The organism is Granulicatella adiacens ATCC 49175, assembly GCF_025150565.1.
GTDB lineage: Bacteria > Bacillota > Bacilli > Lactobacillales > Aerococcaceae > Granulicatella > Granulicatella adiacens.
Genome location: NZ_CP102283.1, coordinates 1,452,589 through 1,465,237 on the forward strand (window position 1 = coordinate 1,452,589; position 12,649 = coordinate 1,465,237).

General features: G+C 34.2%; 12 protein-coding genes. 1 reads left to right on the forward strand and 11 read right to left on the reverse strand.

The window, feature by feature from the left end:
• Positions 1-119 precede the first annotated feature (119 nt).
• On the reverse strand, positions 120-1,553 hold the full coding sequence (gene gndA / locus NQ540_RS07125) for an NADP-dependent phosphogluconate dehydrogenase (RefSeq protein ID WP_005606799.1): 1,434 nt from the start codon (positions 1,551-1,553) through the stop codon (positions 120-122).
• A 209-nt stretch (positions 1,554-1,762) separates the two neighbouring features.
• Between gndA and NQ540_RS07130 the strand changes: the two genes are divergently transcribed.
• Positions 1,763-1,891, forward strand: a complete 129-nt coding sequence (locus tag NQ540_RS07130) for a DUF4044 domain-containing protein (RefSeq protein ID WP_160313167.1) — start codon at positions 1,763-1,765, stop codon at positions 1,889-1,891.
• A 35-nt stretch (positions 1,892-1,926) separates the two neighbouring features.
• Here NQ540_RS07130 and NQ540_RS07135 read toward each other — a convergent pair whose 3' ends face one another.
• The 10 genes from NQ540_RS07135 to NQ540_RS07180 all read right to left on the reverse strand — a co-directional run bounded on the left by NQ540_RS07135 (position 1,927) and on the right by NQ540_RS07180 (position 12,591).
• A complete protein-coding gene (locus NQ540_RS07135; protein ID WP_005606801.1) occupies positions 1,927-3,300 on the reverse strand; it encodes an O-antigen ligase family protein in 1,374 nt (457 codons plus the stop codon).
• A 35-nt stretch (positions 3,301-3,335) separates the two neighbouring features.
• Entirely contained in the window at positions 3,336-4,781 is a 1,446-nt protein-coding gene (locus NQ540_RS07140) for an oligosaccharide flippase family protein (RefSeq protein ID WP_005606802.1), read from the reverse strand.
• Positions 4,782-4,799: 18 nt separating this feature from the next.
• Positions 4,800-5,516: a hypothetical protein gene (locus tag NQ540_RS07145; RefSeq protein ID WP_005606803.1), complete on the reverse strand. Its 717-nt coding sequence runs from the start codon at positions 5,514-5,516 to the stop codon at positions 4,800-4,802.
• 14 nt (positions 5,517-5,530) lie between these two features.
• A complete protein-coding gene (locus NQ540_RS07150) occupies positions 5,531-6,487 on the reverse strand; it encodes a glycosyltransferase family 2 protein (protein ID WP_039849102.1) in 957 nt (318 codons plus the stop codon).
• Positions 6,471-7,310: a LicD family protein gene (locus tag NQ540_RS07155; RefSeq protein WP_005606805.1), complete on the reverse strand. Its 840-nt coding sequence runs from the start codon at positions 7,308-7,310 to the stop codon at positions 6,471-6,473. The genes NQ540_RS07150 and NQ540_RS07155 overlap by 17 nt, the downstream gene beginning before the upstream one ends.
• A gap of 15 nt (positions 7,311-7,325) precedes the next feature.
• Entirely contained in the window at positions 7,326-8,354 is a 1,029-nt protein-coding gene (locus NQ540_RS07160) for an alcohol dehydrogenase catalytic domain-containing protein (protein ID WP_005606806.1), read from the reverse strand.
• 1 nt (position 8,355) lies between these two features.
• A complete protein-coding gene (locus NQ540_RS07165) occupies positions 8,356-9,063 on the reverse strand; it encodes an IspD/TarI family cytidylyltransferase (protein ID WP_005606807.1) in 708 nt (235 codons plus the stop codon).
• Positions 9,064-9,086: 23 nt separating this feature from the next.
• Positions 9,087-10,127: an LCP family glycopolymer transferase gene (locus tag NQ540_RS07170; RefSeq protein WP_005606808.1), complete on the reverse strand. Its 1,041-nt coding sequence runs from the start codon at positions 10,125-10,127 to the stop codon at positions 9,087-9,089.
• A gap of 21 nt (positions 10,128-10,148) precedes the next feature.
• Positions 10,149-11,498 carry an LCP family glycopolymer transferase gene (locus NQ540_RS07175; protein ID WP_005606809.1) on the reverse strand — a complete coding sequence of 450 codons (1,350 nt, stop codon included), beginning with the start codon at positions 11,496-11,498 and terminating at the stop codon, positions 10,149-10,151.
• A gap of 76 nt (positions 11,499-11,574) precedes the next feature.
• Complete coding sequence (locus NQ540_RS07180; protein WP_005606811.1) at positions 11,575-12,591, reverse strand: glycosyltransferase family 2 protein; 1,017 nt, start codon at positions 12,589-12,591, stop codon at positions 11,575-11,577.
• Positions 12,592-12,649 lie beyond the last annotated feature (58 nt).

Sequence of the window (12,649 nt, forward strand, 5' to 3'; positions counted from 1 at the left end):
AGATACGTTTATTATAGATGAAAACGATATCGTAATCAACTGGTAGTTACCAATTTCGAAACAAATCTCCACTTGCTTCCTAAAATAAAAAAACCAGTCTGTAAAGACTGGTTTTACAATTATTGTTCAATTTCTTTTTCTTGTGTCCATTCGAAGTGGAATGTTCCTGGTTTGTCTACACGGTTGTAAGTATGAGCACCGAAGTAGTCACGTTGTGCTTGAATTAAGTTTGCAGGTAATGTTTCTGAACGATATGAATCATAGTATGCTAATGCACTTGAGAATGTTGGAACAGGAATACCCGCACGAACAGCCGTTACAACAACATCACGAACTGCATCTTGGTAGGATTCAGTCACATATAAGAAATATTTATCTAATAATAGGTTCTTCAATTGAGGATCACGTTCGAACGCATCTGTAATCTTTTGTAAGAATTGTGCGCGGATGATACATCCTGCACGGAAGATTTTCGCGATTTCGCCATAGTTTAAGTCCCAATCGAACTCTTCACTAGCTACACGCATTTGAGCGAATCCTTGCGCGTAACTCATAATTTTAGAGAAGTATAATCCTTTACGAACTTGTTCGATTAAAGCTTGACGTTCTGAATTTGTTAATTCAGGAATCTTAGTTGCTGCTAATTCTTTACTTGCTGCCACACGTTCTTCTTTCAATGTAGAAACGAAACGTGCAAATACAGATTCCGTAATTAATGGAAGTGGCACCCCTAAGTCTAATGCGCTTTGTGAAGCCCATTTACCAGTACCTTTGTTTCCAGCAGTATCCATGATTACGTCTACCATTGGACGACCTGTTTCAGGATCTTTCTTTGTTAAAATGTCCGCTGTGATTTCGATTAAGTAGCTATCTAATTCGCCTTGATTCCATTCTTGGAAGACTTCAGCGCATTCTTCTACAGATAATCCACCAACACGACGTAAGATATCGTAACTTTCAGCGATTAATTGCATGTCCCCATATTCGATTCCGTTGTGAACCATTTTTACGTAGTGACCTGCTCCGTTTGGTCCAATGTAAGTGACACATGGAGCGCCATCGTCTGCTTTAGCAGAGATTTCTTCTAAGATTGGTGCTACTAAGTCATAAGCATCTTTTTGTCCACCAGGCATGATTGAAGGTCCTTTTAGGGCTCCTTCTTCCCCACCAGATACACCAGTACCGATGAAGTTAATTCCTGAGTTTGCTAGTTCTTCATTACGGCGCATTGTATCTCTGAAGAATGTATTTCCTCCATCGATTAAAATATCACCTTTATCTAGATGTGGAAGTAAACTTTGAATGGTCTTATCAGTAGCTTCCCCAGCTTTTACCATTAATAAGATTCTTCTTGGTTTTTCTAAAGATTGTACAAATTCTTCTACAGTGTATGTTGGTACTAATTTTTTATCAGGATGTAGTGCAACAACCTCATCTGTTTTAGATGATGAACGGTTGAAAATTGAAACACTATATCCACGGCTTTCAATATTTAACGCTAAGTTACGTCCCATTACGGCCATACCAACGACACCAATTTGTTGTTTTGTCATGAATCTTCCTCCAATTTGTTTTATTTTCCATTCCTATGTTAACAAAAATCGTTAATATTTGAAAGATTTTTGGCCGCTTTTCTTTCATCTCTTCTGTTTTCATTTCAATCATTTTCAATTTTATAAAGGTAGTTTAAGCATTTAAGACTAGTAATTCACTCTAGTTTACGGTAAACTATTACAGAAGCTAGAAAAAAGGAGCGATTGTGTTGGCAAAGAAAAAACGTAATCTTTCAACCGTTGAAAAAATTACACGTGTGGTTGCTGTATTAATGTTAATCGGAACCCTTGGGGCTATTGTTCTACAAGTAGCATTAACCATCTTGAATTATAAATAGAAAAAGGTCCGGCAGGTAATTCCTGCCGGACCTTTTTATTTGTCTTTAGTTTCTAACTGAGGCAAATACCCATTATTTAAATAGCTAATCGATAAATGTAACACTAATCCCAAGATTGAAAAACCATACATTGTTGCACTAATAAACATATTGGTCACACCTAGGATGATTAATCCAATCAAGATAAACTCTATAATTAGGTTTTGACTATTCGTCTTTAATTCATTCACGATCGTTTTGATAATAGGTTTTCCTACATACCAGAAGAATGCCAGTAGGGCAATGAATCCACTATAGAATAAAATTTCTAAATATCCGTTATGGACCCTATAGCTCTTTTTAACAATATAGCTATCTGGATCAATTTCTTTTGCAATTTTTTCCCAATTCCCAGAAGTATATCCAAAAATCGGTCTTTTCACTGAGAATTTAATAGCATCCTGCCAAATTGAAAAACGGTTATTTGAAATGTTTTTCGCATCGGTATCATTTCGTTGCAATGTTGCTAAAACTTTATAATTCCCGGTATTTTTATGTTCTTGATTAATCTTAGTAATAACCTGTGTATTGGCCTTTAGAATCACCTGAGAGCCTTGGTAAACTAAATGATATGATCCAAAAGTAATTAAACCAAACATTATTACATTTAGAACTTGTTTTTTTCGATCTTTCTTACAGATTGCAACGATAAAAATATATACAAATACTGCAGAAATAATAATTAAAGCCGTTCTAGAACCAGAAAGGACAATATAAGTAAAGTTACAGAATATTGCTAAATAAAGAAGGACTTTTAAAGGTCTAGAAACTTTATTTTGCAAATACCCTAAATATGTAATGGTTAATAGTGAAACCACAGATTGAATATTTGGATCTGTAAATACCCCAAACAAACGAGAGTCGATAAATCCTTGTCGAAACACGTTCCCTTTATAGGATTCAATAATATAACCATCAAAGGTCACAAATTGGAATAGAGAAGCGATAACCGCCCCTGTAGATAACACTGCTAGAACACCACCAACACTTAATAAAGTTTGATTGGCTTGTTCTTTAGTAATAAAACTAATAAATGGATAGATTGAAAAGAAATATACGAAAAACACGATTAAGTCTTTAACATTATCAATATATCCGTATTTCATATTCACCACTAATGAAATGATGATAACAACAAATAACACTATCAGAGGTCGAATTCCTCTGGTTTTAGTCAAAGCTTTCTTCACAACAATATTATAAAGTCCGAAAAGAGCTCCTAATCCACTTAATAAAATTGTTACATAACTATTAGCATTGAAAAAATTTAGTGGAACAATAATACTCGTCATCATATATAAAGTGAAGAACAATAGATAGGATATTCCAAGTTTAAAATAGTTTTGCTCGAAAAAGTCTAAAATTTTCATAATCAGTTTGTATAACCTTGTATACTTTTACCTCCTTAAAGTTTAATTACTTTTTTAATATCGCCTGAAATAATAGCAAATAATGCGTAATAGACGACACAGCCTACAATTACCAATCCAGTATTTAACATAAAGCCTTTCGTTAAATTATATTCAAATGGAATGAAATAATCAACGGCTAATTTAATTGCAATAAAAGGTAAGGAAGCAATTGTATATCGTATAAAATTATTTTTTATCTTTCGAATATCATATAAAGAACGATCTCGAATAAATTTAACTTCTAAAAATAATACGATAACTTCCGCGAACACAGTCGTTAAAATATAATATTCTGGATTTTCTATACCGAAAATATATAACGCACTATTAAAAATCAAATTGAAGAATCCACCGACAAAATAAATTCTTGTTAAACTCAACTCATGTCCTTTTAGGAAAATAATCTGATTTGCAAAAATCGTATCTAAAGTCCATGATAAAATTCGAATCGAACAAATAATCATGGTCGGTACGGCTAATATATATTTTGGGCCTGCGTATAAAAATATAATGGATTGACTAACACAGGCTAATCCCATAGAAATTGGAATCACAAGGAATAGAAAAAGTCTACTTGTCTTTAACTGTAAATCATTAAATTTTTCAAACTGTTCTTCGGCATTATACTTAGCCAGTCTCGGAATACTAACAATAATAATAGAAACTACTACACCCGTAATCATCATCGATAAATTAAGTGATATCGTATAATAACTGATGTAAAGATTATTTTTTACTGAAGAAAGGAATAATCGGTCCAAAATCGTATATAACATATTCGCATTTGCAAGTAGTAGCATTGAAAACAAAGGCTTAAATACTTTTACTAATTCTTTTAATGGAATGCGAACTAATTTCACTTTCCTACGAATGTAAATATAACTTGTAAAATAATTTAAGAAGTTTGCTACTGTCATAATCATTGCATAAGGAATGATGTCGTCACTATTTTTTACGAATACGAAGATGGAAACTAACATGAATACACGAACAAATAGCGTCTTATACAAAATAAAATTGTAGCTTTCGAACGCTTCTGCCATCCATTCAACATATAGGAACTGTACAATAATTTGGAAAATAAAAATCCCGTATAATAGCATGTTATTAGGATTTGCAAACCAAATATATAGAATATAAACCAATGTAACTACGATTGAACTCAATGTACTAGCATAAAATAAAAGAGAAAAATTATGAGATGCTTTAGCCTTATTTTCTCTTACTCCACTAACCAGACGAATCCCATAGTTGTAAACTCCAAATCCAGCAAAAGGAATGAACCATGCTGCTAATGAATTTACTTTATTAAATTCTCCAAATAATTCTGGATCCAGAATTCTTGTTAAATAGGGACCTGTTAATAATGGAAAAATAATATTTAGTATCCTCACTAAAGTACTCGCTATCGCATTCACTTTAATGTTATTTTTACTCATTGAACACTCTCTTTCGTTTTAAATCAATTCTACTTTTGCTTCTTTACCGTCTACAGGAACATAGATTTTATTTTGACGCCAATCATAGTTGGTATTTGGAATCAAATAATCCTCACCATAATAAGCTTTCAAATAATCTACTGCATTTGTTGGCGCATAAGTTTTTGCTTCCATAAAAGTGACTTCTTTAAGGTCTTCCATAGGTAGTTCATAATAAAAAGCTTCAACATTGACAGGTTTATTTAATGCATTCATTCCGTACCAAATCATGGTCGTAGAAATCACATTATCGTCTACTCGGTCAAACAAAATTATATCAACATTTAACCCATTATAGGAAAACGAAATTTCTTTCACTTGATTTTGATAGATTAATTTACGATTCAATACAAAATTTCTTTTTGATAAAAACTCAATAATGGTTTCTAATTCATTCGAGTCTTTGGGACTCATCATTGCAAAATCCATATCGATATCGTGAGCTAAAATAGCCCCTTCTCTTTCATAACCTAGTAAAGTTCCAGCTTCAATCCAAATTTTGTGTCCTAACTGACGATTCACTTCTTCAAACTCTTTCAAAATTTGGTGAGCATTTTCTTTCAATAAGAGTTGACGGTCTCCATCAATCTTCTTATTTGCTAAATCATTTAAGTTTTTAATAATAGGCAACTTTAAAATTTTCTCTTTGTGGTTCCCTAATAAATGAGCCATTGTTGATTTTAGCCATTTTAACATCTTATGTTTACTCCCTAAACTCTTTTAATAATTATTTTGTATAGATTCTTATGAATCAATAGTAATAAGAATGATAATTTCCGCTTATTATTGAATAAAGAATTTCCTAAAATAAATTTCTTATACTTCTTCAAATTTTGAATTAATTGAGCTTCTAAAGCACTGTCTTTGTACGCTTCATCTTTTAAAAGACGATCTAAAACGTAGAAATAAGCCCAACAGATACGCGTATCTGCTTGATATTGTAAATTAGGATATTTTTCTGCAACTATTTTTGCATTCTTTTCATAGGCTTCTATCACATTTAAAAATTTCGGAGTGAATTTTTGTGTAGTAATACTGTTTTCACGATGCATATAATAATATTTATGAACTTCAGTAGCTGCAATTTTTTGACATCTACTTAAAAGATCCACCATTAGAAATGCATCTTCCGCAATTTTTCCTTTTTCAAATCGGATTTGATTAAATAAACTCTTCTTATACAGTTTATTTACTGCAGTTACTGAAAATATCTTTGCCTCAAGAACCATCTTAATGGCTTCTTCACTTGTCATTAAGTAAGGCTCATTCTTTGATTCATCTTTTAGAACTTGATCGTTATAAACATCATATAATCGACAGAAAGAAATCTCCGCATCATATTTTAAAAGATTTGAGAGTAAGACTTCATACATATCTTCATCAACATAGTCATCACTATCCACAAATCCAACGAAATCAGCTGTTGCTTTATCAACACCGTAGTTTCTGGCATCGGACAACCCACCATTTTCTTTATGGTAAACGGTAATTCGTGAATCACGTTTCGCAATTTCATCACAAAGCTTTCCGCTATTGTCGGTAGAACCATCATTAATTAAAAGAATCTCAATATTTTTATAGGATTGATTCATTAAAGATTCTACACATCGTTCTAAGTACTGCTCAACGTTATAAACAGGAACGATAATACTAATTTTTGGTTCCATAATACTCCCCTTTATATTTTTCATATCCATTCTCTAAATCAACAAATACAGCATCATGATGTGCAACTTGTTTTTCAACAGGAGGAGGTGTCATATAATCTCCAAATGCTGTTTTTAGATAAGCGTCATATCCAACAGGAATTGGCATCTCTGTTTGTTCAAACGGTAGGAACAATGCCGATTCAAAACTTTCAATTGGATACTTATTTTTCATATATCCAGGGCCTGCACACAACTCTGTAATCCCGTCACTTTCTTCACGAGTATACTTTGTCATCTCGCGCTCAGCCTTGCTCCAAATCTTATAGCGTAATGAACGAGTTGGGAATAATCCTAATAAAAATAAACTTCCCCATTTCATCAAACCACCATGTTTTTCTGGAATCGTTTGTGCACGGAATAATGAATAAATCAATGCCCATCGGACTTGTTTCTTACGTTCAGATTCTGATTTTGGATAATAATCTAATGGAAGGATATCAATCGCTAAACCATGCGGAATCTCTAAATCTTGTTGATATGGTTTCACACAAGTCGTTTCTTTATCTCGAATCGTTACGAATAAATTACGATCTAAGTAATGTTCGTCACTGTTTGACATCACATAACGCGCGTCCGCTTCTTTAGGCCACAATTCGATGAGTTTTTCATAGTCTTTTCGTGGCATAAAGAAATCTAAATCATCATCCCAAGGGATAAATCCTTTATGGCGAAGTGCTCCAATGGCCCCACCACCGCATAAATAACATAATAATTCATGTTGTTTGCAAAATGACACAAAGTATTCTGCCATTTCTAAACATTTTTCCTGTAATGGTTCCATTGTTTCCCCACTTCCTTAAATATCCCATTTTGCCACTGTTTTAAATGGCGTTAATTTATCTTCCTCGAAGAAATGATAAATATCTTTCATTTCTTGAATTGGATTGGATTCAAAAATAATTAGATTTAAACGTGCATGTACTTTAGGATCAGACATGAATTGAACAGCCTCTTCAAAATCTTTACGACCAGAACGAGAACTTCCGACCCATGTCAATCCTTTTTCAAGAATATCTCGTGTATTTAGGGGAACTTCAAACTCGCTAACCCCCATCATTACAACTGCTCCTTGAGGTTGAATATGTCTGATAATTTCGCGATAAGCATCTTGTGTTCCACTTCCACCCACACATTCAATCGCATGGTCGAAGGTAAAATCTTCCGGAAGATTGCTCACATCATATACTTCATCAACAAATGAGAATAAACGTAATTTTTCTGGATCTTTCCCTACTACAATAATTGTTGATTCAGGGAATTTTGCTTTTGCAATCGTTGCTACGACATACGCCAAGCTTCCAGAACCCCAGACCACAATACGATTACGACGACTATGGGCTACTTTATCAAAGCGGCGAAGTCCATGAACTCCCACTGATACGAATTCAGAAATGGCAGCAACTTTATCTGGAACCTCTTCATATTTCACAACGCGGTCGATTGGAATCGTCACAAATTCGCGCATGAATCCATCGTAACCACTCGAACGGAAGTATGTTCCATTCACATAGTTTTCATAGAACTCAGTATCATGGTCAAAATCACGTGGGGGTTGGTTTGGAATCATCACCACATGATCTCCTGGCTTATAGGTTCCGGTTGGGTCCGCTACGACGATCCCACAACATTCATGAATCAATGCCATCGGTAATTTTTTTTGAAGAATTTTAGCAGGTCTAGTTCCTTGAAAATACCGTTGATCTGCATGACATAAGGCTAAGTAATTCGGTCTTACGACTACAGTATCTTTTTCATAAAAAGATACATCTTCATATTTAATTGAGAAAAACGATGGACGAATGAGTTGATACACTCGATTAATCATTTTAAATCTCTCCTAACATCGCTTGCGCAATTTTTAAATCCGTAACGGTCGTAATTTTGATATTTGAGTATTCGCCTTCGACAAGAGCTACTTTTACATCATTAACTACGAATACTTTACAAGCGTCCGTTAAAATTTCTTTGACATCATCTGCCAAACCATCATACAAATCAGTGAAGGCTTGGATTTTAAATGTTTGAGGAGTTTGACCTTGATACATATGTGTTCTGTTTGGAATGGAAGAAATCACTTTACCATCAACAGATTCTACAATGGTATCATTTGCCATTACTACCGTATCTGCAACATCGTAGTTTTTCATTGCCTCGATATTGTCCACAATCATGCGGTATGAAACGAACGGACGAACCGCATCATGTGTAATCAAAACATCTTCACTAGAAAACGAGCTGCTATTCTTAATATCTGAAATAATACTTAAAATACTATCATTTCGATTTCCCCCGCCACTCACTACGCGGATTTTATCTTTATTTGTCAAAATGTGTTTGTCCAATAAATCATTGAAGTAGCTCACCCAGTTTGGATGAACAGCCACATAGACAACATCTACATCTGGAACAAACAAGAATTTTTCAACTGTGTGAATAATAATTGGTTTGTTTCCTAATGGCAAAAATTGTTTTGGCATTTCTTGGATTCCCATACGAGTTCCGGTACCACCGGCTAAAATCCCTGCATAAATCATTTTCTACACCTCTTATTCTCCAATTAAGGAGTTGTTAAATAATATAAATCTTGTCTTTCTTGTAATAATGGATAAGTTTTAACAGTTGGTTGTCCCATCAATTTACGGATAGAATTACTGTTTTCTAACAAGACATCATCTGTTGCATAAGAATAATAAATTTGTTCTCCCGCATTATTAGTCAACAACAATTGTCTTTCTTCAATAAATGATTGTGTTAAATTTTGACTGGTTACAGCTGGACCATAAGTATTTTTTAAAGCCATTACTTGTCCAATTGGTAAGTCAGTCTTCACATTTTTGCTTACTGCATTCATTAATTGTTCAAAGTTTGCTACTGAGCTAAAACTCATTAGTTTCTCAACTAATTTTTCAATAACGATTCTTTGACGTTTTTGACGGCCATAATCTCCTTCTGGATCATCATAACGCATACGTGCAAAACGTAAAGCACTTTCTCCGTCTAGTGTTTCTGTTTTTCCTTGGATAAATGTTCGTTCCTCATACGTAAAGGTCAATGGACTCGTCACTTCGATACCACCCACCGCATCAACAAACTCCATTAATCCTTCCATGTTAATTTGAACATAAAAGTCAATGGTTGTATCTAACAATTTTTCTACAGAATTGATTACCATAGGAGCTTTCCCATATGCATAGGCGTGGTTTAATTTATCATATCCACCTGTCCCGACAATCTCAGTATAAGTATCTCTAGGTAAACTTAATAATTGAGATTTTTTAGTAGTAGGATTAATTGTTAAAAGTAACATCGTGTCAGAACGCCCGTCTTCTTCGGTACGTCCGTATGCACCATTATCGATTCCTAGTAGCAAAACATTAATTGGTTTAGCATTTTTTATAATCTCATTAGCCTCTTGTTCTGTACGATTTCCAACGCTTTGAGTAATCGTATTAATCGTATTATTAATTTTACTTGCATAATACGTTCCTAGAACCGCAATAATTGCAAAAAGACAGATGAATACAAATGCTACACGTCCTTTTTTCTTTTTCTTTTGTTGACGTCTGCTTTGTCTACTCCATTCGTTTGATTCGTTCATCGTTTCACTCCAATACTATTTCTATGGATTTTGGTTTTTAGTTGGCTGAGTTGGTTTTACCGGCTCCTGGGTCACAGGTGCTGCTTGTGTAGCTGGAACCTGGGTTTGAGGTTGCTCTGGAGCCGCTGTTACTTCAGGAGCTCTTGTAGCAGGAGCAACCGGTGTAGCTGCACTTGTATCCGCCGCACTTGACGGTGTTGAAGGCGTTGCATCGTTTTCCTCAGCATTATTATTCGAATTACTATTATTGTAATTGTTATTGTTATTGTAGTTATAGTTATAATTTGGAGTCACATTTGGCTCTACATAAGTGTCTTCTTTTTCTTGTACTGGTGAGCTTTGCTGTGGCGCATTCTTTTGAATATCCACAGTTGATTGTGTTTCTTTTGTCTCAATATGCTGCAATTCAGAAATTGTTTCTAAATCAAGTGACTTTCTCAATATATTCGAAATTCTCACTTTTTCTTCTTCTGGGATGACAAAGTAATAAATTCCATTAATCATCGCTCCGTCCCCATTAATAGTATCTGTTTCAAAATGTTGAAGTGCTTCTTTGTGAGTTTGAACAATTTGGAATAATTTTTCAACTGTAAAATTCGTTTTTACCGAATTCTCTAAGGTTTTTAAAATCTCTTCATATTTCGTTACTGAACCTAATGACAGTAATTTTTCGACTAATTTTTGAATCACATATTGTTGACGTTTCTGTCTACCTGTATCTCCTTCTGGATCATCATAACGCATACGTGCATATCTTAATGCCGCTTCCCCATCTACATGGCGTGTTACACCTTCAGTAAACGACTCATCTTCATAAGTAAATGTCAATGCAGGAGTAATTTCTAATCCACCCACTGCGTTTACAAGCCCCATTAACCCTTGCATGTCTACTGTTACATAATAATCAATCGGGATATTTAACATATTTTGAACACTATTAATCGCAAATTTTTCTTTCCCAAATGCATACGCATGGTTCAATTTGTCAAAAGTACCATACCCGATAATTTCCGTATAAGAGTCACGAGGAATACTAATCATCGTTGTTTTCTTTTGTTTTGGATTAACGGTTACCAACAACATTGTGTCTGAACGACCCACTTCCGTATCACGGCCATAGGCACCATTATCAATCCCCAAAAGTAATACTGAAAAACTACTATCATCTGTTAATTCTTTATCACGAAGCTGCATCGTGTCCACTTTCTGGTGAATTGCATCTTCAGCTTGTGAAATACGGCTCCATGCATACGCTACTCCCGCAATTAGGACAGCAACAATAGCGATTGCTACGGTAAGGATAATTTTTCTATTTTTTTGACTTTTTCTTTGTTTTCTTCTATTTGATATTTTTTCTTCGTTTACTCTCATTCATTCCACTCCAATAACTATACAATCAGTTAATTATACCATAGATTCCCTTGAACTCATGAGTATTTATAGTTTTTTAAGAATTAACTTCTTCGTTAAAATAATCCTTTTTAAACTGAAACCCAAAAATCCAACCCTTTATGGTTCCAATTCCATACGCAAAATGAATGGCTATCATAATCAACGGAATCCATAATAATGTAGGGTTAAATTTTTGCTTAGAAATTTCAAACGCTGATAATCCCAAGACCGCTAAAACATAAAGTGAAAATACGGTCACGAGCGGTGCAAAACTAATTGGCGTTACCAACATTAAACCTAATAAAGTTGCCACAAATACTCCTGGCCCAAAATGGAATAGAGATAAACAATCACGACAAACATGTGATGTTAGTCCTATCCAATATCCATTGGCAAATTTTTGATGGATCATTTTAGACAATGTCGGGCGAATATATTGAAATGATTCAATTGATGTATCGTACCAAATTTTAAATCCATTTTTACGAATACGATAATGATATTCGTTATCTTCTGTACGAGTCAATTTTTCATCAAAATATCCAACCTGATTTACAACATCACGGTGATACATCCCTTGGAACACAGAATCTACATAACGACTCTCATCCCCTTTACGGTAGTTAGCAATACTACTCCCTAACGCAGATTCTTCTACAATATGTAACGTTTTTGAAAAATCATCATCCGCCTGCACAATAGTCGGTCTTCTTCCTCCACAAACCTTTTCTCCAGATTCAATGACTTTCACATTTGCTTCAATAAAATTCACTGGAATTTTGGAGTGCGCATCAATCTTTAAGAAACACTCCCCTTCAGAATTTTTAAATCCTAAATTAAGGCCAGTGTTTAATGTTTTTCTTGGATTATCTAAAATTTTAACACCATAGAACAAGTGCTCATTTTCTAGTTTGAATTGATCCATTAAAGAACGCGTACCATCAGTCGACATTGCGTTCACTAAAACAACTTCAATGTTTTTTAATGGGTACGTTTGATTTTTTAAGCTTTCAAAAATTTCTGGCAAATAATCTTGCTCATTATATGCGCTAATATTAACGGAAACTAACATTTTTCCACCTCTTGGTCATATGATAAAAGGATTGGAACAAAACATCCCAATCCTTTTT